Raw genomic sequence first — 20,791 nt, 5'->3', positions numbered from 1 at the left:
GGGCGATGCTGCCGCGTCTGGTTGAATGGGCGCGGCAGCTGAAGCGGGACGTCGTCGTGCTGGCCATCGCCTTGCGCGATCCGCAGGCGCCGCTGGTCGCACGGCTTCTCGCCGCCCTCGTCGTCGCCTACGCCCTGTCGCCGATCGATCTCATTCCCGACTTCATTCCGGTTCTCGGTCTCCTTGACGACCTGATCCTCGTCCCCGCCGGCCTCTGGCTGGTGCTGCGGCTGATGCCGGACGAGGTGATTGCCCGCGCCCGCGACAAGGCCGCCACCGCCCCTCCTTGCAAGCGAAGCCGGATTGCCGGCGCGGTGATCGTATGCCTCTGGCTTGCCCTGGCCCTATGGACCGGCAGCCATCTGCTGCGCCTGTTGAGGGGCTGACAGCCGAGCGCCTCCCAACGTGCCCGCAACCCCGCTGTGAGCGGTCCGTCGTCCGGCAGGATGCGCGAAGGCGCGGGAATGCGCTGCCGCAAGCGCCGCGGGCGTTGCGGCGGCGCTTCCCCCATCTTCCAGCTGTTTCTGCTTCCTGGGTGCGACGCCTTGAAGAGGCGCAGGCCTGACGCTGCCCTTGCGCCGATACTTTGCCGGGCGCGCGCCATGCGACGCGCAAGGACCGCCTTTCGCAGTGCTTCCTTTGTTGGTTGCCGGCGCCTCAATGCAGGCGTGTAGCGAATGCCGCCTCTACAACCTGACGAAAACCAGGGTGTCGCCGCCGTGATGGTCGCCTGATGGGCACGACCGGTGGAAAGCCTGTGCCTCATGTCCGTAAAACTGCGCAAGTTGCGGGCAGGCCACGCGAATATCGTGCCGCATCCTTGCCAGCCGTCGTTTTTGACGTGTACTATGATTGTATAAAATCAATGGTTGTATAAACCTTCTGCGACGCCTCGTCAGGCCAACAACCGGGTCACATAATGCCGATAGATCCACAGAATGACCGCTCTGAGGCCGCACGCTACTGCGCCCAGATCTGCCGTGAGCTGAGAGACCTTGCGTCCAATAACGATATGGAATTCCTTGCATATTTGCTTGAAATGGCGCGGGTCGAAGCCTTCGACAGGCATGCGGAGATGGAGCGTTCGGGCGCCGAGAAAGCCGCAAGGCGATAAGTCACATCACAGGTTGCATTCTTTTTTGCATATCTATCGTGCAACCTCGCCGCTCCTTTGGGTTGTAATTTTGGTTGTGCTAAATTCAGCTGCAATCCGCATTGCGGTCTGACCCTCACGGAACGGTGATCGATGCTGCGGGGCGAAGCGCGGCAGCGGGTGACCGGACCGACGGGCGGGCCGGCTGCCTGGCGCGCTGCAAGGCAGCGGAAATGCCCTTTCCCGAGGCTCGGCTTTCGCCGGCCCCCGCGTGCGTCTCGCACCCCTCTGATGTCGTCCGCCCGTTGCCGTTCCCGGCGTCTGTCTCAGCGTCCGTCGATCAGGCTGATGCGTTGGCCGCGGTGGCGCTCCAGCCGTCCGGCGAGCTCCAGTTCCAGCAGGATCACATGGACGATGCGCGCCGAAAGGCCGGTGTAACGGATCAGCTCGTCGACCTCGACCGGCGCTGCCCCCAGCGCGGACAGCACGCGGCCACGGTCGCTGTCCTCCACTTCCGGCGGCCGGACGGGGCCGCCGCCCGCGCTCGGTTCCTCGATGTCGAGGCCGGGGGCCTCTTCGGCGATGCGCCGGGGACCCAGGCTTTCCAGCACGTCGGCGCCGCTTGCCACCAGCGTCGCCCCGTCGCGGATCAGCCGGTTGCCGCCTTCCGAACGCGGGTCCAGCGGCGAGCCGGGCACCACGAAGACGTCGCGGTTCTGCTCGGCGGCAAAGCGGGCGGTGTGCAGCGAGCCTGAGCCGCGCGCCGCCTCGATCAGCACCGTTGCCAGCGACATGCCGGAAATCAGCCGGTTGCGGCGCGGGAAGTCGCGGGCCCGCGGTTTCCAGCCGAAGGGCATTTCGCTGACGATGGCGCCGCCCCGGGCGGCGATGTCGTGGTAGAGTTCGCGGTTTTCCGGCGGGTAGATGATGTCGACGCCGCCGGCCAGCACCGCTGCCGTGCCGCTTGCCAGCGCGGCCCGGTGCGCGGCCGCATCGATGCCGCGCGCAAGGCCCGAGACCACGGTGTAGCCGCCGGCGCCCAGATAGGCGGCGATCTCGGTCGCGATCTTCTGTCCGGCCAGCGAGGCATTGCGCGCCCCGACCATGGCGATGGTCGCCGCATCCGCCAGCCGGTCGTCGGAGCCGAGCACGGAGATCAGCGGCGGGGCGCCGTCGACATGGCGCAGCAGGGGCGGGTAGCCGTATTCGCCGAGCGCCCGCAGGCGTCCGCCGATCCGCGCCAGCGCCTCGATCTCGCGCTCCGCGTCGGCCTGCGAGGCGATGCGGATGGTGCGCTTGCCGCCGCGGCGGGAGAGTTCCGGCAGGGCGGCGAGCGCCGCCTCGGCGGAGCCGGTGTGGTTGATCAGTTCGCGGAAGGTGACCGGACCGACATTCTCGGAGCGGATCAGGCGCAGCCAGGCCAGGCGCTGGCGGTCGGAGAGGGCGCGACCGCGCCCGGTCGCGCCTGAACTCATGCCTTCTGGCCGATCCGGCCTTCGGTGCCCTTGAGCAGGCGGCCGATATTCTCGTGATGCTTGGCCCACAGGATGACCGAGAGCAGCGCCATCAGCTCGGCGACCTGCGCCCGGTCGAAGACGAACCACAGCAGCAAGGGGGTCGCAAGGCTCGCCACGAGGGCGGAGGCGGAGGAGTAGCGCGTCACGAAGGCGACCGCGACCCAGATCGCGGCGAAGGCGAGCGCCGCCGGCCAGTAGAGGCCGAGCAGGATGCCGAGATAGGTGGCAACGCCCTTGCCGCCGCGAAAGCGCAGCCAGACCGGAAAGATATGGCCGATGAAGGCGCCGAAGCCGGCGATCACCGCCGGGTCCGGCCCGCCGTAGCGGCTGGCCACCAGCACGGCGACCGTGCCCTTCAGCATGTCGCCGAGGAGGGTGAGGGCGGCCAGGTGCTTCTTGCCGGTGCGCAGCACGTTGGTGGTGCCGATATTGCCGGAGCCGATCTTGCGGATGTCGCCCTGGCCCGCCAGCCGCGTGATGATCAGCCCGAAGGGGATCGAGCCCAGCAGATAGCCGAAAACGAGCGCAGTCAGGTAGTAGGGCCAGGCAAGGGCCCAGCTGATCGGATCGGGCAACGTGCAGCCTCCGGTTGCGGCGACGATGTAACTCTAGAACATCGGATCGAAAAGGGAAATCCGGTTTTCCGCAGCGTTTCGCAAGGGTCTCAGGGCGTCACGATCCGTCCGGCGACGATGGTGTGCAGCACCTCGCCGGAGAAGCGCGCGTCCTCGAACGGGGTGTTCTTGGAGCGCGATTTCAGCCGCGTCTTGTCCAGCACCCAAGGCCGGTCCGGATCGAACACGACAACGTCGGCCGGGGCGCCCGCGGCAAGGCGGCCGGCATCGAGGCCTAGCCGGCGGGCCGGGTTGCAGGTCATTGCCGCAAGCAGGGTGGCAAGGCCGATCTCGCCGGAATGGACGAGGCGCAGGCCGGCGGCCAGCAGCGTCTCCAGGCCGATGGCGCCGTCGGCGGCCTCGGCGAAGGGATGGCGCTTGGTCTCCACGTCCTGCGGGTCGTGGCCCGAGACGATCACGTCGATGGTGCCGTCGGCGAGCGCGGCGATCATCGCCTGGCGCTCGTCTTCCGAGCGCAGCGGCGGCGACATCTTGAAGAAGGTCCGGTAGGGGCCGATGTCGTTTTCGTTCAACGTCAGATGGTTGACGGTGATGCCGCAGGTGACGTCGAGGCCGTCCGCCTTGGCCCGGGCGATCGCCTTGGTGCTCTCGGCACAGGAGATCGACTGCGCGTGGTAGCGCCCGCGCGTCAGCGCGGCGAGCCGCAGGTCGCGCTCGACCATGATGATCTCGGCCTCGCGCGGGCTTGCCGGCAGGCCCTTCCAGCTCGCCGACAGGCTCTCGTTGATGACGCCGGAGCCCGATAGCGCCGGGTCCTCGGTGTGGTGCACGACGAGCGCGCCGAAGTCGCGGGCATAGGTCATCAGCCGGCGCATGATGCCGGCATGGGTGACCGAGCGGTGGCCGTTGGAGAAGGCGACGGCACCGGCTTCCTGCAGCAGGCCGATCTCGCTCATCTCCTCACCGGCCAGATGCTTGGTCAGCGCGGCGAAGGGATGGACGTTGACGCAGGCCGTGTCGCGGGCGCGGCGCAGCACGAAGTCGACCAGCGCCGGGTCGTCGATCACCGGATCCGTGTCGGGGGAGGTGACGATGGTGGTGACGCCGCCGGCCGCTGCCGCCTGGCTGGCGCTGGCCAGCGTCTCGCGGTGCTCGGCGCCGGGCTCGCCCACGGTGACGCCCATGTCGACGAGGCCGGGCGCGACGACCGCGCCGGCGACATCGATCACTTGCGTTCCCTCCGGTGCGCCCTGGTTCTGCGCCGCCGGTCCTGCGGCGGTGATGCGTCCGTTCTCGATCAGCACGCTGCCGGGCGCGTCGAGGCCGCTTGCCGGGTCGATCACCCGGGCATTCGTGAGGAGGATCGGGCTCTGCGGGTTTGCCATGGCCGGGCTCCTCACTTGTTCGGCAGATGGGCGGCGAGCGCCTCGAGGACGGCCATGCGCACGGCAACGCCCATCTCGACCTGCTCGCGGATCAGGCTTTGCGGCCCGTCGGCGATTTCCGGATCGATCTCCACGCCCCGGTTCATCGGGCCGGGATGCATCACCAGCGCGCCCTCTGCGGCCTCCGCCAGCTTGTCGCGGTCGAGGCCGTAATAGCGGAAATACTCGCGCACGGAGGGGATAAAGGCGCCCTGCATGCGCTCGCGCTGCAGGCGCAGCATCATCACGATGTCGGCGCCGGCCAGCCCCTTGCGCATGTCCTGGAACACCTCGACGCCCATCTGGGCGATGCCGTTCGGCAGCAGCGTCGAGGGGGCGACGACGCGCACCCGCGCGCCGAGCGCGTTCAGCAGGATGATGTTGGAGCGGGCGACGCGCGAATGCAGGATGTCGCCGCAGATCGCCACCGTCAGCCCGGCGATGCTGCCCTTGTGGCGGCGGATGGTCAGCGCGTCGAGCAGCGCCTGGGTCGGGTGCTCATGCGCGCCGTCGCCGGCATTGACCACCGAGCAGCCGACCTTCTGCGCCAGAAGGTGCACCGCGCCGGCGGCATGGTGGCGCACGACGATGATGTCGGGATGCATGGCGTTCAGCGTTGCCGCCGTGTCGATCAGCGTCTCGCCCTTCTTCACCGAGGACGAGGCGACCGACATGTTCATGACGTCGGCACCGAGCCGTTTGCCGGCGATCTCGAACGAGGACTGGGTCCGCGTCGAGGCCTCGAAGAACAGGTTGATCTGGGTCCGGCCGCGCAGAACGGCCTTTTTCTTCTCGACCTGCCGGCTGATCTCGACGGCGGCTTCCGCCTGGTCGAGCAGCGCGACGATCTCGTTGGGCTGCAGGCCCTCGATGCCGAGGAGGTGACGGTGCGGATAAAGCTCCGCGAGGGGGGGATGATGAGCGCTCATTAAAGCCAACCCTATAGGCGCTTCCTTGGCCCGGCTCAAGCGCGGCGAGGCGTTCTCCACCGGCACTCGTGATCGAGTCGAAACGCGCTCCCACAGCCATCTAGTGTGGGTTTCGAGAACCGGAGCGCAGCGTACATTCAGGTACGTGAGCACCGGAAGCGCAGAAAACCGCGCTAGATGGCTGTGAGAGCGTGTTTCTTAATGAGCGAGCAGCAGGGCCAGCGGCATGGTGACAGCCGCCAGCACTGTCTGCATGGTCAGGATCTCGGCCATCAGCGGCGCATCGCCCCCCATCTGGCGGGCAAGCAGGTAGGAGTTGCCGGCGGACGGCACGGACATGGCGATGATCACCGCCGAAAGCGCCGGCCCGTCCAGCCCGAGCAGCAGGGCGAAGAGGAAGCCGAAGACCGGCATCACCGCCAGCTTCAGCACGGTGGCGGTGGCGAGCGCCGGGCCGGGGCGGCGCAGGGCGGCAAGGTTCAGTCCGGCGCCGACGCAGACGATGCCGATGGGCAGCGCCGCATTGCCGAGGATCTGCAGTGTCGAATCGGCAAAGCGCGGCAGCGGCACGCCGGCGATGTTGAGCGCCAGCCCGAGGCCGGTCGACCAGATCAGCGGGTTCTTGAGGAGATCCAGCGCGATGCGCCCGGCGCTCGGCGGCGAGCCGCTGGCGAAGCGCGCCAGCACCAGCACGTTGATGATGTTGAGCAGCGGGATCATCGCCACCACCGCCACCGCCAGCAGCGCGACGCCCTCGCGGCCCAGCAGCTCGTCGGCGATGGCCAGCGCGACGAAGGTGTTCCAGCGGGTCGCGCCCTGAAAGATCGAGCTGAAGCGCGGCCCGTCGATGCCGAATCGCGTCTTCAGCAGCGGCTGCAGCGCCAGCGCCAGCGCCGACATGGCGAAGATCGACAGGACCAGTGCCGCGCTCATGCCGAAGGCGGGGATCGCCATGAAGTCGGTTTTCACGACCGTGCGGATGATCAGCGCGGGAAACAGCAGGAAATACGCGATCTTCTCGATGCCGCGCCACTGGTCGCCGGTGATCAGGCCCATGCGCGCGACGACATTGCCGGCGGCGATCACCAGCAGCACCGGAATCAGCGCGTTGAAGACGCCGTTCATGGCCGACCGTCGTCCGGCCTCTCGTCCTGCTCGTCGAGGCTGCCGTAGGTCAGACGGTCGAGCAGGCCCTGCAGGATGTAGGAGGCGGCCATCTTGTCGACCAGCTCGGCCCGGCGGGCGCGGGAGCGGTCGGCGTCGATCAGCGTGCGGGTGACGGCTGCCGTCGACAGGCGCTCGTCCCAGGCGGTCATCGGCATGTCGGTCAGCGCCGCGAGATTGCGGGCAAAGGCGCGGGTCGCCTGCACGCGCGGACCTTCCGTGCCGTCCATGTTCAGCGGCAGGCCGAGCACCAGGCCGCTGACCTCGTGCTTGGCGCAGATGGCGAGCAGGGCGGCGGCATCGACGCCGAATTTCTTGCGGCGGATCGTCTCCAGCGGCGAGGCGATGCCGCGGCCGAGATCGGACAGGGCAAGCCCGATGGTCTTGGTGCCCAGATCGAGACCGATCAGGCGTCCGATGCGGGGGAGGCGCGCTGCAAAGTCTTCCAGCGCAAGGAGAGGATCTGTGGCCATTCAGCGGCTTTAGCACGGCGCGCGAGGGGCGAACAGCTCCGGGATTGCCGTTTGCCGTCAGGTGGCTAGATTTCAGCGGGACATTTCATCCACCGTTTCCGCTTCAAGGGAGGCAGCCATCATGAAGCTCACTTATCTCGGCCATGCCGCGTTCCGCGTCGAAATTCCCGGCGCGACCATCCTCATCGACCCGTTCCTGAGCGGCAATCCGTCCTTCCCGTCCGACATGAGCGTCGAGAAGGCCAGCGAGGGCGTCACCCACATCCTGCTCACCCACGGCCATGACGACCATACCGGCGACACCATCGCCATCGCCAAGGCGACGGGCGCGCAGGTCACGGCGAATTTCGAGGTCTCCATGTGGGTCCAGTCGCAGGGTCATGAGAACATCAACCCGATGGGCTGCGGCGGCACGGTCGATGTCGGCCCGTTCGCGGTCTCGCTCACCCAGGCGCATCACACCTCGTCCTCGCTCGCCGGCGGCTGGCCGCCGGTCTATATGGGCCAGCCGAACGGCCTGATCGTGCGGGCCAAGGACCAGCCGACGCTCTACCACATGGGCGACACCGACATTTTCGGCGACATGGCGCTGGTCAACGAGCTCTACGCGCCGAAGGTCGGCATCGTGCCCATCGGCGACCGCTTCACCATGGGTGCGCGTACGGCCGCGCTCGCCTGCCGCCGCTTCTTCGACTTCGACACGGTCATCCCTTGCCACTTCGGCACGTTCCCGATTCTCGACCAGTCGGCGGATGCCTTCGTGCGGGAAATGGGCGACCAGGGCTCGTGCGTGAAGGTGACCGCGCCCGGCGCCTCGCTGGAGGTCTGAGGCGGGGCCACGCGGGGGGGGGCGAGACCTCGCATCCCCTCTGCCGTCACCCCGGCCAAGCGCAGCGCGCGCCGGGGCCTATTGGTTGCCAGAGCGGTGGCGGGGGCACCGAAACCTCTCCTTCGTCATCCCGGACGGCGCGCAAGCGCCGAGCCGGGACCGGCGAGCCGAGGGCCTGTCGATAGCGCTCCGTCCTAGTTCGCGCGGGTTTTCTGGATTTCGCAATCGGACGGCGGGAACGGCCCCCAGAACCCGTAGTCGAGCCAGCAAGACATGACGATGTCCGGACGGTTCTCGATTTCCAGCTTCATGAAGATGTCGTGGTGAACGAGCTTGCAGGTTCCGGATGCGGTCCTGTTGGCGCGATCCGGCATCGCGTTGACCATCTCGCCGCAGCGGGCTTCGGCAATCTCCACGCTGGCCCGGTAGAGCTTCTTCTGAAAAACAAGGAACCCTGAAATCAGGCCCAGGGTCAGCAGGGCTATGACGATGTTCTTGAGCAACGGCCTCTCCGTGCCTGAAAAATACTGGTGGCTCGCAATATGCCCTCGATGATCTCGATCATCATTGTGATCGCAGTACGGCAGGGGCGTTCCCGGGTCTTGGCTTCCGCTTGCCCGGCAATGACGTTTGGCGGGGAGCCAGAAACACCTGCCGAGGTTGCCAATGGGTCCCGGCTCTCCGGCTGCGCCGTCGGCCGGGATGACAGCCTGAGAATGACGTGCCCGCCCGCGTCCTGAAGAGGCGTTCTGACGACTGGACAGATGGAGAATGTTCTCGTAATGTTCTCATCGATCCAGAACAGGTGCCGCCATGACGATTGCCCTTCCGCTTCGCTCCCGCCTTCGCGTCTCGCCGTTTCGCAACCGGCTCGACGACTATCTGGTGTCGCTGGCGCGCGGCGACCTTCTCGGCGCGGCGCGGGCGCATTTTGCCCCCGACATCCGCCTGTTCGACAATGGCGCGGTGGCGGCCGAGGGGCTGGAGGGGGTCCTGCGCAAGCTGCATCCCGTCGCCCGCCGCTTCACCATGCTGCGCGGCACGGTCGACGGGCTCGTCTGCGACCGGGCGGGCGAGACGGCGGAATTCTTCTGCCGCTTCGACGGGGTCGAGGTGGACGGCCGCTTCTTCCGCGAGACGGTGTCCTTCCGCCAGCGCTGGCATCTTGGCCGCATCGTCGAGGAAGAGCAGTGGCGCGGTGCGGCGGCTTTCGCCCATGCCCCCGTTCATGCCTCCGCCGGGACGCAGGCCTCTGCGGCTGCGGGCTTTGGCCTGCCGGGCTCGCTGACCTCCGCCGCCTCCCGGCCCGCATCCGGATCGTCCTGCCGCGGGCAGGGCGCAGCCGCCTGATCGGCGCTCCTGGAGCAAGGCGGACACGCCCTGGGAGCGCAGGAGAGGGCGGACCGCGCGGGCTTCGGCTTGCGGGGCGCAGGATGCGGATGATATAGCCCGGTCAAGCGGGTGCGGCCCGCCGGCCGTTCGGGCCGGCCGGGCTTGCCGGCGTTGCGGCGTGTCCTTTCCATCTCCTTTTCATCCGGGGGAAGGGGCGTTCGCGAGGCCCGCACCTTTCACGGCCTGATCTTGTTGGAGAATTCGCATGTCCGTCGATGTCGATACGGTGAAGCGCGTCGCCCATCTGGCGCGCGTCAAGGTCACGGACGACGAGGCCAGCCGGATGACCGGCGAGCTGAACACGATCCTGGCCTTCGTCGAGCAGCTCGACGAGGTGAACGTGGACGGCGTCGAGCCGCTGACCTCCGTCGTCCATCAGGAAATGAAAAAGCGCGCCGATGTCGTCAGCGATGGCGGCTATCCGGAGAAAGTGGTGGCCAACGCCCCGGCCTCCGACGACAATTTCTTCATGGTCCCCAAGGTGGTGGAATAGGCATGTCCGTCCGGGTGGGCATCGATAGCCCGCCCGACCACGACATGCGGGCGCTGCCCCGTCGCACTTGACGCGGGCCGCGGGGAGCGCGAGACAGGCTCCCAATAGACGGCGCCATGCGCCGTGCCACCCAGACCACCAGCGAGATCCAGTCCGAGCGAGACCCCGATGACCGAGCTGACCAAACTGACCCTGACGGAGGCCCGCGCGCGGCTCGCCGCCCGCGAGATCACCGCGAGCGAGCTGACGACGGCCTATCTTTCGGCCATCGAGGCGGCCAATCCGGCGATCAATGCCTATGTCGCGGTCACCGCCGACCGGGCGCTCGAGATGGCCAAGCGCTCCGACGAGCGGCTGGCGCGCGGCGAGGGCGGGGCGCTGGAGGGCATTCCGCTCGGCGTCAAGGACCTGTTCGCCACCGAGGGCGTCCACACCCAGGCCTGCAGCCACATCCTCGACGGGTTCAAGCCGCCGTACGAATCGACCGTGACGGCGAACCTTTGGGCTGACGGCGCGGTGATGCTGGGCAAGCTCAACATGGACGAGTTCGCCATGGGCTCGTCCAACGAGACCTCTTATTACGGCAATGTGGTCAACCCCTGGCGCCGCGAGGGCTCCACCGAGGCGCTGGTTCCCGGCGGTTCGTCGGGTGGCTCGGCCGCTGCGGTCGCGGCCTTCATGTGCGCCGGCGCCACGGCGACCGACACCGGCGGCTCGATCCGTCAGCCCGCCGCGCTCACCGGCACGGTCGGCATGAAGCCGACCTACGGCCGCTGCTCGCGCTGGGGCGTCGTTGCCTACGCCTCCTCGCTCGACCAGGCCGGCCCGATCACCCGCACCTTGCGCGACAACGCCATCATGATGCGCTCGATGGCGTCGGTCGACGCCAAGGACACGACCTCGGTCGACCTGCCGGTGCCGGACTATGAGGCGGCCATCGGCCGTTCGGTGAAGGGCCTGCGGATCGGCATTCCTGCCGAGTACCGGGTCGACGGCCTCCCGGCGGAGATCGACGCGCTCTGGCAGCAGGGCATCGACTGGTTGAAGGCTGCGGGCGCGGAGATCGTCGAGATCAGCCTGCCGCACACCAAATACGCGCTGCCGGCCTATTACATCGTCGCCCCGGCCGAGGCGTCCTCGAACCTCGCCCGCTACGACGGCGTGCGCTACGGCTTGCGCGTGCCGGGCGAGGATATCGCCGACATGTACGAGAACACCCGGGCCGCCGGCTTCGGCTCCGAGGTGAAGCGCCGCATCCTGATCGGCACCTACGTGCTGTCGGCCGGCTATTACGACGCCTACTACCTGCGCGCCCAGAAGGTCCGCACTTTGATCAAGCGCGATTTTGACGAGGCCTTCGATGCGGGCGTCGACGCGATCCTGACGCCGGCGACGCCGGATGCGGCCTTCGCGCCGGGCGCCTTCAGCGGCGATCCGGTGCAGATGTACCTCAACGACGTCTTCACCGTGACCGTGAATATGGCCGGCCTGCCGGGTCTGGCTGTCCCCGCCGGGCTGAACAGCGCCGGTCTGCCGCTCGGCCTGCAGCTGATCGGTCGTCCCTTCGGCGAAGAGACGCTCTACACCCTCGGCAATGTCATCGAGGAGGCTGCCGGCCGCTTCGAGCCGGGCAAGTGGTGGTAAGACCGTTTCGGGAGGGTTTGCGCAAATTTTCGCGATTTTGACGCGGGATTTTGCAAAATCCGTCTCAATTTTCGATTGTCAGGCGCCCGGCGGTAACCCGTTCGGGCGCCTTGCTTTTTTGTGCTCGGTCCACGCGATTTCGCGACAAGCGCGTTACAGCTTGTAGGCGGTGCGGAAGCCGCCCCAGTGGCGGCCGGCCACGGTGATGGGCGCGTCGATCTCGCGCATCCAGATGATGCTGCCGTTGCCCATGTCGCGGGGATAAGTTTGCACCAGGAAGGGGCGGGTGTTGCGCGCCGCGCTCAGTCCCGCGCGGTCGTCGAAAATCCGCCGGTTGCGGCAATTGGCGGCGTTCCACGCCGGATCGTCGGGGCGCTGCGGCTGGGAATAGACCGCATTGTGCACCGGCAGATAGGCGTTGCGGTCGACCGAAACGCAAAAGACGAGCCCGGTGCCCTTGGCGCGGGTCAGGATATCCTCCTGGATCGGCGGCAGGATGCGCTCCAGAACGGCGAGTGCGCGGTTGGAGACCTGGCGCGGATTGGTGCCGGCCAGCGGCTGGTAATCGGTGTCGAACAGTGCCTCCAGCGTCAGGTTGCCCGAGGATACGGCCGCTTCCATCGCCTCGGTGACGCGGCGTGCGCCGTCCTGTGCCCGCTCGATGGAGGGGGCGAGTTCTCCTCGCACCCGTGCCAGAAGGTCGGCAAGGCGCGTTGCGAAACCTTCGTCCGGATTTTCGAAGGCGCAATGCATGCCGAGGTCGGAGACGGCGACGACCTGCAGGTTGGTGCGGCCGAGGCTGGACAGCTCGACGGTGGCCGGTCCGGTCTGCGCGCTTGCCTCGCCCTCCTGCGGGACAAGCAGCGCGCCGCCCGTGGACAGATCGAGCGTCTTGATGCGGCAGCTGCGGCCGGACTGGGTGAGGGTGCCGGTCAGCTCCGCCGGCAGCCGGTCGTCGCGGCGGCGGTCGCCGATCGCCGTCTGGCGGATCATCATCGTGAACCGGCTGCTCAGACTATTCCCCAGGGCGAGCATGGAGCGGGAGGCCTCGCCGGCGGCCTGTCCGGCGCGCTCGGCGCTGTCGGTGGCCTCGGCGATGGTCGAGACCTTCTCGGTGACCGCACGTACGAAATCGGCGGTTTCCCGCGCGGTTTCGCCGACCGAGCGCGAGGTTTCCATCTGCTGGCCGACGGCCTCGGCAACGGCCGCAAAGCTCGGCAGGATCTCGCCGATCACGCCGATGATGCGGTCGACGGCACGAATACTCCCCTCTGCCGAGGTCTGCAGGCGGGCGATATTGGCGATGATTTCGTCGGTGGCGGTCTGGGTCTCGACCGACAGCGCCTTCACCTCGTTGGCGACCACGGCAAATCCCCGCCCGGCCTCGCCGGCGCGGGCCGCCTCGATGGTGGCGTTGAGGGCGAGCAAGTTGGTCTGCTTGGCAACGTCTGAGATCAGGCGCACGACATTGGCGATGTCGTCGATGGCGCTTTTCAGCTCCTGAATGCCGGTGTTCGCCGTGTCGGCGACTTCGCGCGCTTCCTCGGCCAAACGCGAGGAATTCTGCACCTGACCGTTGATCTCGTTGCTTGCCGAGACCAGCTGTTCGACCGAGGCGGCCAGCTGCTGGGCGGTCTCGTCCGCATGGCGCGTCTCGCTGTGCAGCGCCTGGGAGTGGCCGCGGATATCCGACAGGAGCAGCAATTGCTCGCCGACGCGGGTGCGCAACTCTTCCGCGCCCGTGCCGATGCCGTTGGCGGCGGTGCGCAGATCCGACTCGATCAGATCGAGGGTCAGCGCGGTCTGCTGGTCGCGGGCGAGCGACAGCGACGCGCCGGAAGACATGTCCTCGTCGGCCGGGGAGGCGGCCCGATCTTCGCCAGGGGTCGCGTCACTGTTTAAAATCTTGGATATTTCAACAGTTTGTCGACGCGAGGCCGCAAATAGACGCATGGTCATTTCTCCGAAGTGTTCCCACCCTCAATGCGTTATCCGCACACTTGTTGCCCGGGAGCGTGGCACGATTGCTTGAATTGTCTGTTAACGCTGCGGGAGGTGGTGCGCAGTTCGTCATGCCCTTAAAACGTGTTGCCGCCGGCCGCCCGGCATCGTCCCCGTGGTGCCGCTGGTTCTTTGCCTTGCGCGGATCCCATGCTAAACCCGCCCCACACCAGCGGATGGTCGCACCGTGAACAAGTGCGGGCCGGATGCGACAGCCGCACGCGCGGCGAACGGGCGACGAACGGAACGCAATGAGCGAAGAGCTGAAGCGAAAGGCCGCCGAAGCGGCGCTGGAAGAGGTCACGTCGGGCATGCGGCTCGGCATCGGCACCGGGTCGACGGCGGAACAGTTTGTCCGCGCGCTGGCGGAGAAGGTCCGCGAGGGGTTCTCGGTGATCGGCGTGCCGACGTCGGAGCGCACCGCGGCGCTTTGCACCGAGCTCGGCGTGCCGCTGACCACGCTGGAAGCCTGCCCGGAACTGGATCTCACCATCGACGGAGCGGATGAGCTGGACCTGCAGCTGCGCCTGATCAAGGGCGGCGGCGGTGCGTTGCTGCGCGAGAAGATCGTCGCCAAGGCGTCGCTGCGCATGATCGTCATCGCCGATGCCAGCAAGAAGGTGAAGCAGCTCGGCGCCTTCCCGTTGCCGGTGGAGGTGGTGCCCTTCGGCCTTGGCGCGACGCGCAATGCGATCGCCCGTGCTCTGGCCGATCTGGGTTACGATGCGCCGATCCTGCTGCGCGGCGGCGAAACGCCCTTCGTCACCGATGGCGGCCACCATATTCTCGACATCGATTTGCGCGAGATCACCGATGCGGACGCCCTGTCGCGGGCGCTGCTCGATATCCCGGGGGTGGTGGACCACGGACTCTTTCTCGGCATCGCAGATGTCGCCTATCTGGCCGGGGCCGACGGCGTGGAGCGCCTTGTCCCCGCAGCCGGCGAGGAAAACTGACCTTTTAGGAACAGCCCGGCCGAAGCGGCCGGGGCCCCGATCACTTGCTCATGGAGTAACCGATGTTTCTTTTCTGCCGGAAGTCCGCGATGGCCGCAGCCACGGCGGCGGCGATGGTTCTCTCGTTCGCCCAGGCGGCGACCGCCCAGGAAACCTTCTCCGACGAACAGATCGCCGCAGCGCGCGAGGCCGTGCAGTCGGCGCAGGCAATCCGCGCGTTCGATGACGTGCTGCCGCTGATGGCCGAGCGCACCCGCGGCCTGTTCATCCAGAACGACCCGGCCAACACGGCAATGATCGACGAGGTTGTCACCGAGGTCGCTCTGAAGCTCGCCGACCGTCGTCCGGAACTGAACCGGGTGGTCTACGAAGTGTGGGCCCGCCGCTTCACCGTCGAGGAGCTGAAGAAGCTTGCCGCCTTCTACAACACGCCGCTCGGCCAGAAGTATTCCCGCGTCGAGCCGGAGCTGCGCGCGCTGTCGATCGGCGCGGCGAAGCAGTGGGGTGATGCGATCTCGACCGAGATGGTGACCCTGGTGCGCGAGGAGCTGACCAAGCGCCAGGAAGCGCAGCAGACCCAGCCGACGGAAGCGCCGGCCCAGTAATTCGGGCCGGTATTTCGGGCCCGACAAACGCGGGCCGCGACTGCCCGGCCGGAGTTGTTCCGGCCGCGGCCATGCCGCCCGGACCCGGGCGCGGGGCATCATGGACGACGGGTCCGGCCGGTCGGCCGCGGCCCTCCAAACGCTAAGGGCGAGGCATGAGCGATTTCGACTTTGACCTGTTCGTCATCGGCGGCGGCTCGGGCGGCGTGCGCGCGGCCCGTATCGCCGCGTCCCATGGCGCGCGCGTCGGCATTGCCGAGGAATACCGCTACGGCGGCACCTGCGTTATCCGCGGTTGCGTGCCCAAGAAGCTGATGGTCTATGCCTCGCGCTTTTCCGAGGAATTCGAGGACGCGGCCGGCTTCGGCTGGCAGGTCGGCGAGAGCAGCTTCGACTGGGAGCGGCTGATCGATGCCAAGGACCGGGAGATCGCCCGGCTCGAGGGGATATATCGCCGCAACCTGGAGCGGTCCGGCGTCGAGCTGTTCGACACGCGGGCCGTGCTGGAGGATGCCCACACGGTGCATCTCCTGACCGACGGACGCCGCATCCGTGCCGAGCGGATCCTGATCGCGGTCGGTGCGACGCCGAATGTCGATGCCACCCTGCCGGGCGGCGAGCACGTCATCACCTCCAACGAAGTCTTCCATCTTGCCGACCTGCCCAAGCGGGTGGTGGTGGCAGGCGGCGGGTATATCGCGGTCGAGTTCGCGGGGATTTTCGCCGGGCTCGGCGCGGAAACGACGCTGATCTATCGCGGCGAGGAAGTGCTGCGCGGCTTCGACGACGATCTGCGCAAGGTCCTGCACGAGGAGATGGAGAAGAAGGGCATCCGCGTGCTGTGCGGCGATGTCTTCTCCTCCATCGAGAAGACCGAGGACGGGCTCATCGGCCATACCCGCAAGGGCGATACGCTGCATGCGGACAAGATCATGTTCGCCATCGGCCGGCGGCCGAACACGGCCGGCCTCGGCCTCGACAAGGCGGGGGTAGAGCTGGCCTCCTCGGGCGCCATCATCGTCAACGAGGCCTCGCAGACCAACGTGCCTTCGATCTACGCCGTGGGAGATGTCACCGACCGGGTGAACCTGACGCCGGTGGCGATCCGCGAGGGCCACGCCTTCGCCGACAGCGTCTATGGTGGCAAGCAGTGGTCGGCCGATCACTCGATGATTCCGACGGCCGTGTTCTCCCAGCCCGAGATCGGCACGGTCGGCCTGACCCAGGCCGAGGCGCTGGAAAAGCATGGCGCTGTCGATGTCTACAAGGCGCATTTCCGCCCGATGAAGCACACGCTGTCGGGCCGCGACGAGAAGATGCTGATGAAGGTGCTGGTCGAGCCGGAGAGCGACAAGGTGCTCGGCGTGCATATCCTCGGCCACGACGCCGGCGAGCTGGTGCAGGTGCTGGGCATCGCGCTGCGGATGGGCGCCACCAAGGCCGACTTCGATGCGACGATGGCGGTGCATCCGACGGCGGCCGAGGAGCTAGTGACGATGCGCGAGCCGACCGAGCGGCTGCGCGCCTGACCAGCCCGACGAGAGCTTTTGAAATGAACACGGGGAGGCGATTGCCTCCCCGTTTTCGTTTGGGTTTTCGCGGTTCGCGCGGTCTGCGCGGCGCCGTCAGTTGGCCGCGCGGCGCCAGCCGAGCGCCAGCAGGCCGGCCCCGATCATCAAGGTGCCGCCGGTGCGGTTGATCCAGCGCCGCACGGACGGGCGGCGGATGCGCGAGCGCACCATCGAGGCCATCAGCCCGTAGGCGGCCGCATTGAGCGCAGCGAGGATAACGAAGGTCGCCTCCAGGATCGCTGCCTGCTGCAGGAGCGGGCGCGCCGGATCGATGAACATCGGCAGGAAGGCGATGAAGAAGACGATGCTCTTGGGGTTGAGCGCCGTCACCGCATAGGCGTGGAGGGCAATACGCAGCATCGGCGCGCGCGCCGGGGAGGGGCTGCCGTCCGCCATTTCCTGCGGGGCCTCGTCGGCGACCGGCGTGCGCCAGACCTTGATGCCCAGCCAGATCAGATACATGGCGCCGATCCACTTCAAAACCGTGAACAGGGTCGCGGACGTCGCGAGCAGCGCGCCGAGACCGAGCAGCGAGGCGGTCATGGCGGTGAGATCGCCGAGCGCAACGCCGATGACGGTTGCCGAGGCGACGGCCCGGCCATGGGCCAGCGCATAGGAGACGACCAGAAGGATCGTCGGGCCGGGGATGGCCAGCATCACGAAAGAGGCGGCGGAAAAGGCAAGCCAGGTTTCGAAAGACATGGAAAAACACTCCAGCAGGAAGGTCCCAAACCTGTCCAGCAATCCACACTCGCCGGCATTTGGAAAGGGGTAAAAACCTGCAAGTTGGCTGCCGTTGCGGCACCGGGCGTTGCGGCAACGGCAGCCGGGTTTCAGCGGTTGTCGAGTTGCGCGCGAACCCTCAAGAGCCCGAGCCGTGTGATGCGGTAGGGGCCGGAATTGGCGGAGGCGATCAGCCTGCGCCGCTTCAGCTTGCGGAAGAGTTCGAGCGTCAGTCCCGTGTGGTGCCAGCCTTCGCGCGTGACGATGGCGAGCTCTTCTATGCGGCCGCGCTCGTCCTTCTCGACGAGCACGTGACCGCCTTGAGCGAGCAGGTGGAGGACCCGCTGCTCGGCCTTGGAGATGTCCATTTCAGGGATAATTCCGGAGATGCAGTTCCAGCGCGCACGTCACCGCCGCCCGCAACGCAAGCGGTCGTGCGTGGGTTCGTTGCCCGGTCTGTTCTCGATGGACCGGGCTTTACCGGGTCTCGAGCTGGCTGCGCATAAGCTCTCCGAAGTTGACGATCGAGAGATAGGGGCTGGCCGCTTGCCGTGCAAGATCATGCGTGCAAGGGAGGGCGAGGCACCGCGCCGGCGTTGCACAAATGCCGCGGGCCGGTTGGCCGCCGGTCGTGCGATTGCGGTTCCCTTTTTCGGCGGGCGATCCTAAAACACGGTCATGACACCGTCCGAATCCCTGCCGCTGCTTTTCGGCCTTGCGGGCCTTCTCAATCCCTTCGCGCTGCTGATCGGCGCCGCGCTCGGCTGGTATGCCGATGCGCGCGCCAAGCTGGTGATCGCGGGCTTTGCCGCCGCGGCCCTGAGCGTGCTGATCGACGTCTCTCTGGCGGCGAGCGGCGTGCCGGCGCTCGGCGGCTACGAGGGCGGGCCGCTGGCCGTCATGCCGTTCCGCTTCCTCGGGGCCCTGGTCGTCGCCGCGCTGGTTCACGCGATCCGCAAGCGCTCGCGCCGCAACCGCCGCTGAGGCCGCGGCCATGTCCCCCGCCGTCCTGTCCCCCACCGTCCTGTCCTATGCCGCGCTCGCCATCGCCATCGTGCTGGAGGTGATCGGCACGACGGCGCTGCAGCAGTCGCAGCAGTTCACCCGCGCGCTGCCCACGGCGGTGATGGCGGTCTGCTATCTCGCCGCCTTCTACTTCCTGTCGGTGGCGCTGCGGACCTTCCCGGTCGGCGTTGCCTATGCCATGTGGAGCGGGCTCGGCATCGTGCTGATCTCGGCGGTCGGCTATTTCGTCTTCCGCCAGACGCTCGACTTGGCCGCGATCATCGGCCTGGGGCTGATCATCGCCGGCGTCATCGTCGTCAACGTCTTCTCAGGCGCCGTCCGGCACTAGGGTCTTCACCCTAGGCTTTTGCCTGGCCTGTCCAGGTGGCGAAGAGATCGCCGTTGGGGCAGAAATCGGGCGCGTGCGCCGCGCCATCCTCATGCGCATCCAGCCAGTTGGCGCACTCCTCGGGCCGCTCGCAGCCAAGGCAACGGGAGGCGACCTTGCGCATGGCGGTTTCCATCATCATGCCGCTCGGCATCGCGTCGTCCGCACCGACCGTGCGCATCATCCGCCCCATCAGTCCGGCGCGTTCGTCGAGGCGCTTCATCAGTCCCATGGCCATCGTCCTTGCTGTCGCGGCGCCGCCATGGCGCCCATCCGTTCATCGACACTATGATGGTTGCGAGTGAAACTATTTGACGGAGATCAAACGCCGGGGACGGAACGCGCGGCAGGATCGGCGCAGGTGCTGAAAATCTGCTAGGCTCGGCTGCTGCCGGCGGTCGGCAGGACGGCGAGGCCCCGCGCATGATCTCTCGTGTGACATCCCCATCCCAGGGCAGCCAGAGCGGCGTCGTCGCGGTGCGGCCGGTCAGCCGCGTGCCGATGCTCAATGTCGGCGATGCCATCGCCGTGCGCGTGGCAAAGCACCTGAGCGAAAACGTCATGCGTCTGGTCGGAGGCGGGGCGGGCGGCGGGTTCCAACTCGATGTCGAGGGGCAGGAGATGCTGCCGCTGGGCAGCCGCGCGACACTCAGCGTCGAGCGCGGCCCCGACGGCCCGCGCTATCAGGTCAGCGCCGCGCCGCAGAACGCCGCCCAAACGCCAGGGCAGGGCACCCCTGCCTCCGCCCTCGGCGAGACGGAGGCGCTGGCGCGCATCGCCTCGCTCGCCACCTCCCTTGCCGCCCGCCAGGACGGACTGTCCTCGCTCTATGCCGGCCTTGCCGCGGCACTGGCCGCAGCGCCCGCCGGGGTGCCGGGCGGCTTGCTGCCGCCTGCGGTGACGAGCGCGCTGGCGGGCCTTCTCGGGTTCCGGCTGGATCCGACGGCAAGCCGGGAAGGGCGGCTGGATGGTCCCGCGCTCAAGGCGGCGCTGGAGGGATTGACCGGGCGCGGGGCGGCAGGCGGGGCCGGGGCAAGTCTCGACGATGCCTTGAGCGAGCTTTTGAGCGTTCTCAAGGGCGCGGCCGGGGGGCGCGAGGCGCCGGCCCGGCAGGCGACCCCGCCGCCGCTGCCGGGGATCTCCCGCCATCCGCGCGGCGAGAAGCCGGCCCGCGCCAGCAGCGAGCTGGTGTCCGCGCTTCTGGCGCGCGACGGAGAAGAGGCCGCCGCCATCCTTGCGGCCAAGACCGATGCGGCGCTGGCCCGGCTGCGGCTCGCCTCGCTGGCCTCGCGCGGGCTGCTGGCCGACGGCGAAGGGGCGGGGGATGCGGCCCTGTTCGACCGGACGATTGACCTGCCGCTGGTGGTCGGCGGGCAGACCGCGGTGATCTCGCTGCAGATCGGGCGCGACGACACGCCCGGCCACGAGGGGGAGGGCGCGCATCCCGCCTGGCGGCTGCGCTTTGCGCTCGACACGGAGGCGACCGGCGCGGTGGAGGCGCTGGTCGGGCTCGACGGTCCCCGCCTGTTCGCAAGCCTGTGGGCCGTGCGCCCGGACATCGCCGCGGACCTTCGCGAGCGGCTGCCCCGCCTTGCCGCAACGCTTGCCGAACAGGGGCTGGAGGTGGTTGACCTCAAGGTGACTGGCGGGCTGCCGGACGATCCGCCGGCGCCCTCGGGCCAGTTCGTGGACGTGGTCTCGTGAGCGGGGACGAGGACCCGCGCCGCCGGCTGGCGGTGGCGCTTCACTACGACCATGCCGGCGCGCCGCGCGTCACGGCCAAGGGGCGCGGCGTGCTGGCCGCCCGCATCCTGGAGCTTGCGGCCGAGCACGGCGTGCCGGTGGAAGAGGACGCGGCCCTTGCCGAGGCCCTGTCGCAGATCGAGCTCGACCGGGAAATTCCGATAGAGCTCTACGAGGCCGTCGCCGCCGTGCTGCGCTTCATCCTGATGGCCCGGGGGCGTTAAAGGGCCGTTGAAGGGCCGTTGAAGGCTCGGCGAGGGACGCAT

Annotated in this window: 23 protein-coding genes; 12 read left to right on the top strand and 11 right to left on the bottom strand. The window is 68.0% G+C overall.

Annotation, left to right across the window (positions count from 1 at the left end; all coding sequences use genetic code 11):
- Positions 1 to 5 precede the first annotated feature (5 nt).
- Positions 6 to 386 carry a YkvA family protein gene (locus H7H34_RS12690; RefSeq protein ID WP_185925391.1) on the top strand — a complete coding sequence of 127 codons (381 nt, stop codon included), beginning with the start codon at positions 6 to 8 and terminating at the stop codon, positions 384 to 386.
- A gap of 1,033 nt (positions 387 to 1,419) precedes the next feature.
- On the opposite strand, the gene dprA is transcribed toward H7H34_RS12690, so the two are convergent.
- From dprA to ruvX, 6 genes are all read right to left on the bottom strand, one after another.
- Positions 1,420 to 2,568, bottom strand: a complete 1,149-nt coding sequence (gene dprA, locus H7H34_RS12685) for a DNA-processing protein DprA (protein ID WP_185925390.1) — start codon at positions 2,566 to 2,568, stop codon at positions 1,420 to 1,422.
- A complete protein-coding gene (plsY, locus tag H7H34_RS12680; protein WP_120267606.1) occupies positions 2,565 to 3,185 on the bottom strand; it encodes a glycerol-3-phosphate 1-O-acyltransferase PlsY in 621 nt (206 codons plus the stop codon). The genes dprA and plsY overlap by 4 nt, the downstream gene beginning before the upstream one ends.
- A gap of 89 nt (positions 3,186 to 3,274) precedes the next feature.
- Entirely contained in the window at positions 3,275 to 4,570 is a 1,296-nt protein-coding gene (locus H7H34_RS12675; RefSeq protein WP_185925389.1) for a dihydroorotase, read from the bottom strand.
- An 11-nt stretch (positions 4,571 to 4,581) separates the two neighbouring features.
- Positions 4,582 to 5,538 carry an aspartate carbamoyltransferase catalytic subunit gene (locus H7H34_RS12670; protein ID WP_185925388.1) on the bottom strand — a complete coding sequence of 319 codons (957 nt, stop codon included), beginning with the start codon at positions 5,536 to 5,538 and terminating at the stop codon, positions 4,582 to 4,584.
- A 198-nt stretch (positions 5,539 to 5,736) separates the two neighbouring features.
- Entirely contained in the window at positions 5,737 to 6,663 is a 927-nt protein-coding gene (locus H7H34_RS12665; RefSeq protein ID WP_185925387.1) for an AEC family transporter, read from the bottom strand.
- On the bottom strand, positions 6,660 to 7,175 hold the full coding sequence (ruvX, locus tag H7H34_RS12660; RefSeq protein ID WP_120267610.1) for a Holliday junction resolvase RuvX: 516 nt from the start codon (positions 7,173 to 7,175) through the stop codon (positions 6,660 to 6,662). Before ruvX ends, H7H34_RS12665 begins: the two co-directional genes overlap by 4 nt.
- A 121-nt stretch (positions 7,176 to 7,296) precedes the next feature.
- Between ruvX and H7H34_RS12655 the strand changes: the two genes are divergently transcribed.
- Complete coding sequence (locus H7H34_RS12655; protein WP_185925386.1) at positions 7,297 to 8,004, top strand: metal-dependent hydrolase; 708 nt, start codon at positions 7,297 to 7,299, stop codon at positions 8,002 to 8,004.
- Positions 8,005 to 8,198: 194 nt separating this feature from the next.
- Here H7H34_RS12655 and H7H34_RS12650 read toward each other — a convergent pair whose 3' ends face one another.
- Complete coding sequence (locus tag H7H34_RS12650) at positions 8,199 to 8,507, bottom strand: hypothetical protein (RefSeq protein WP_185925385.1); 309 nt, start codon at positions 8,505 to 8,507, stop codon at positions 8,199 to 8,201.
- A gap of 310 nt (positions 8,508 to 8,817) precedes the next feature.
- On the opposite strand from H7H34_RS12650, the gene H7H34_RS12645 reads away from it, so the two are divergent.
- The 3 genes from H7H34_RS12645 (at position 8,818) to gatA (ending at position 11,533) form a co-directional block, all read left to right on the top strand.
- Positions 8,818 to 9,354 carry a nuclear transport factor 2-like protein gene (locus H7H34_RS12645; protein WP_185925384.1) on the top strand — a complete coding sequence of 179 codons (537 nt, stop codon included), beginning with the start codon at positions 8,818 to 8,820 and terminating at the stop codon, positions 9,352 to 9,354.
- A gap of 247 nt (positions 9,355 to 9,601) precedes the next feature.
- The gene (gene gatC, locus H7H34_RS12640) at positions 9,602 to 9,889 is read left to right on the top strand and encodes an Asp-tRNA(Asn)/Glu-tRNA(Gln) amidotransferase subunit GatC (RefSeq protein ID WP_067215953.1); all 288 of its coding nucleotides are present in this window, start codon (positions 9,602 to 9,604) and stop codon (positions 9,887 to 9,889) included.
- Positions 9,890 to 10,057: 168 nt separating this feature from the next.
- Positions 10,058 to 11,533, top strand: coding sequence for an Asp-tRNA(Asn)/Glu-tRNA(Gln) amidotransferase subunit GatA (gene gatA / locus H7H34_RS12635; protein WP_185925383.1), 1,476 nt, complete (start codon positions 10,058 to 10,060; stop codon positions 11,531 to 11,533).
- Positions 11,534 to 11,686: 153 nt separating this feature from the next.
- Here the strand turns inward: gatA and H7H34_RS12630 are convergent, their stop codons facing one another.
- Positions 11,687 to 13,378 (bottom strand): methyl-accepting chemotaxis protein, encoded by a 1,692-nt coding sequence (locus H7H34_RS12630; protein ID WP_185925382.1) that lies wholly within the window; start codon positions 13,376 to 13,378, stop codon positions 11,687 to 11,689.
- Positions 13,379 to 13,785: 407 nt separating this feature from the next.
- Between H7H34_RS12630 and rpiA the strand changes: the two genes are divergently transcribed.
- The 3 genes from rpiA (at position 13,786) to gor (ending at position 16,624) form a co-directional block, all read left to right on the top strand.
- Complete coding sequence (rpiA, locus tag H7H34_RS12625) at positions 13,786 to 14,490, top strand: ribose-5-phosphate isomerase RpiA (RefSeq protein ID WP_120267615.1); 705 nt, start codon at positions 13,786 to 13,788, stop codon at positions 14,488 to 14,490.
- 89 nt (positions 14,491 to 14,579) lie between these two features.
- The gene (locus H7H34_RS12620; RefSeq protein WP_185925381.1) at positions 14,580 to 15,095 is read left to right on the top strand and encodes a DUF2059 domain-containing protein; all 516 of its coding nucleotides are present in this window, start codon (positions 14,580 to 14,582) and stop codon (positions 15,093 to 15,095) included.
- A gap of 155 nt (positions 15,096 to 15,250) precedes the next feature.
- A complete protein-coding gene (gene gor / locus H7H34_RS12615) occupies positions 15,251 to 16,624 on the top strand; it encodes a glutathione-disulfide reductase (protein WP_120267616.1) in 1,374 nt (457 codons plus the stop codon).
- 96 nt (positions 16,625 to 16,720) lie between these two features.
- Here gor and H7H34_RS12610 read toward each other — a convergent pair whose 3' ends face one another.
- Positions 16,721 to 17,368, bottom strand: a complete 648-nt coding sequence (locus tag H7H34_RS12610) for a LysE family translocator (RefSeq protein WP_185925380.1) — start codon at positions 17,366 to 17,368, stop codon at positions 16,721 to 16,723.
- A 131-nt stretch (positions 17,369 to 17,499) separates the two neighbouring features.
- Positions 17,500 to 17,757, bottom strand: coding sequence for a YjhX family toxin (locus tag H7H34_RS12605; protein WP_120267618.1), 258 nt, complete (start codon positions 17,755 to 17,757; stop codon positions 17,500 to 17,502).
- Positions 17,758 to 18,067: 310 nt separating this feature from the next.
- Between H7H34_RS12605 and H7H34_RS12600 the strand changes: the two genes are divergently transcribed.
- Both H7H34_RS12600 and H7H34_RS12595 read left to right on the top strand, forming a co-directional pair.
- Positions 18,068 to 18,373 (top strand): phosphatidylglycerophosphatase, encoded by a 306-nt coding sequence (locus H7H34_RS12600; RefSeq protein ID WP_185925379.1) that lies wholly within the window; start codon positions 18,068 to 18,070, stop codon positions 18,371 to 18,373.
- Between the two features lie 10 nt (positions 18,374 to 18,383).
- Entirely contained in the window at positions 18,384 to 18,743 is a 360-nt protein-coding gene (locus H7H34_RS12595) for a DMT family transporter (RefSeq protein WP_120267620.1), read from the top strand.
- A 10-nt stretch (positions 18,744 to 18,753) separates the two neighbouring features.
- Here the strand turns inward: H7H34_RS12595 and H7H34_RS12590 are convergent, their stop codons facing one another.
- Positions 18,754 to 19,014 carry a DUF6455 family protein gene (locus tag H7H34_RS12590; protein WP_120267621.1) on the bottom strand — a complete coding sequence of 87 codons (261 nt, stop codon included), beginning with the start codon at positions 19,012 to 19,014 and terminating at the stop codon, positions 18,754 to 18,756.
- Between the two features lie 191 nt (positions 19,015 to 19,205).
- Here H7H34_RS12590 and fliK point away from each other — a divergent pair, with 191 nt between their 5' ends.
- The gene (gene fliK, locus H7H34_RS12585) at positions 19,206 to 20,486 is read left to right on the top strand and encodes a flagellar hook-length control protein FliK (protein ID WP_185925378.1); all 1,281 of its coding nucleotides are present in this window, start codon (positions 19,206 to 19,208) and stop codon (positions 20,484 to 20,486) included.
- A complete protein-coding gene (locus tag H7H34_RS12580; RefSeq protein ID WP_120267623.1) occupies positions 20,483 to 20,749 on the top strand; it encodes an EscU/YscU/HrcU family type III secretion system export apparatus switch protein in 267 nt (88 codons plus the stop codon). Before fliK ends, H7H34_RS12580 begins: the two co-directional genes overlap by 4 nt.
- Positions 20,750 to 20,791: the final 42 nt, after the last annotated feature.

The organism is Stappia sp. 28M-7 (assembly GCF_014252955.1).
Lineage (GTDB): Bacteria > Pseudomonadota > Alphaproteobacteria > Rhizobiales > Stappiaceae > Stappia.
The sequence above is the reverse complement of the archived record's forward strand: the minus strand, read 5'-3'. Positions and strand labels throughout refer to the sequence as shown.

Coding starts and splice junctions, on each gene's coding strand:
- H7H34_RS12690 (WP_185925391.1), top strand. CDS start 6: ATGCTGCCGCGTCTGGTTGAATGGGCGCGGCAGCTGAAGCGGGACGTC.
- dprA (WP_185925390.1), bottom strand. CDS start 2,568: ATGAGTTCAGGCGCGACCGGGCGCGGTCGCGCCCTCTCCGACCGCCAG.
- H7H34_RS12675 (WP_185925389.1), bottom strand. CDS start 4,570: ATGGCAAACCCGCAGAGCCCGATCCTCCTCACGAATGCCCGGGTGATC.
- H7H34_RS12670 (WP_185925388.1), bottom strand. CDS start 5,538: ATGAGCGCTCATCATCCCCCCCTCGCGGAGCTTTATCCGCACCGTCAC.
- H7H34_RS12665 (WP_185925387.1), bottom strand. CDS start 6,663: ATGAACGGCGTCTTCAACGCGCTGATTCCGGTGCTGCTGGTGATCGCC.
- ruvX (WP_120267610.1), bottom strand. CDS start 7,175: ATGGCCACAGATCCTCTCCTTGCGCTGGAAGACTTTGCAGCGCGCCTC.
- H7H34_RS12655 (WP_185925386.1), top strand. CDS start 7,297: ATGAAGCTCACTTATCTCGGCCATGCCGCGTTCCGCGTCGAAATTCCC.
- H7H34_RS12645 (WP_185925384.1), top strand. CDS start 8,818: ATGACGATTGCCCTTCCGCTTCGCTCCCGCCTTCGCGTCTCGCCGTTT.
- gatC (WP_067215953.1), top strand. CDS start 9,602: ATGTCCGTCGATGTCGATACGGTGAAGCGCGTCGCCCATCTGGCGCGC.
- gatA (WP_185925383.1), top strand. CDS start 10,058: ATGACCGAGCTGACCAAACTGACCCTGACGGAGGCCCGCGCGCGGCTC.
- H7H34_RS12630 (WP_185925382.1), bottom strand. CDS start 13,378: ATGTCTTCCGGCGCGTCGCTGTCGCTCGCCCGCGACCAGCAGACCGCG.
- rpiA (WP_120267615.1), top strand. CDS start 13,786: ATGAGCGAAGAGCTGAAGCGAAAGGCCGCCGAAGCGGCGCTGGAAGAG.
- H7H34_RS12620 (WP_185925381.1), top strand. CDS start 14,580: ATGGCCGCAGCCACGGCGGCGGCGATGGTTCTCTCGTTCGCCCAGGCG.
- gor (WP_120267616.1), top strand. CDS start 15,251: ATGAGCGATTTCGACTTTGACCTGTTCGTCATCGGCGGCGGCTCGGGC.
- H7H34_RS12610 (WP_185925380.1), bottom strand. CDS start 17,368: ATGTCTTTCGAAACCTGGCTTGCCTTTTCCGCCGCCTCTTTCGTGATG.
- H7H34_RS12605 (WP_120267618.1), bottom strand. CDS start 17,757: ATGGACATCTCCAAGGCCGAGCAGCGGGTCCTCCACCTGCTCGCTCAA.
- H7H34_RS12600 (WP_185925379.1), top strand. CDS start 18,068: ATGACACCGTCCGAATCCCTGCCGCTGCTTTTCGGCCTTGCGGGCCTT.
- H7H34_RS12595 (WP_120267620.1), top strand. CDS start 18,384: ATGTCCCCCGCCGTCCTGTCCCCCACCGTCCTGTCCTATGCCGCGCTC.
- H7H34_RS12590 (WP_120267621.1), bottom strand. CDS start 19,014: ATGGGACTGATGAAGCGCCTCGACGAACGCGCCGGACTGATGGGGCGG.
- fliK (WP_185925378.1), top strand. CDS start 19,206: ATGATCTCTCGTGTGACATCCCCATCCCAGGGCAGCCAGAGCGGCGTC.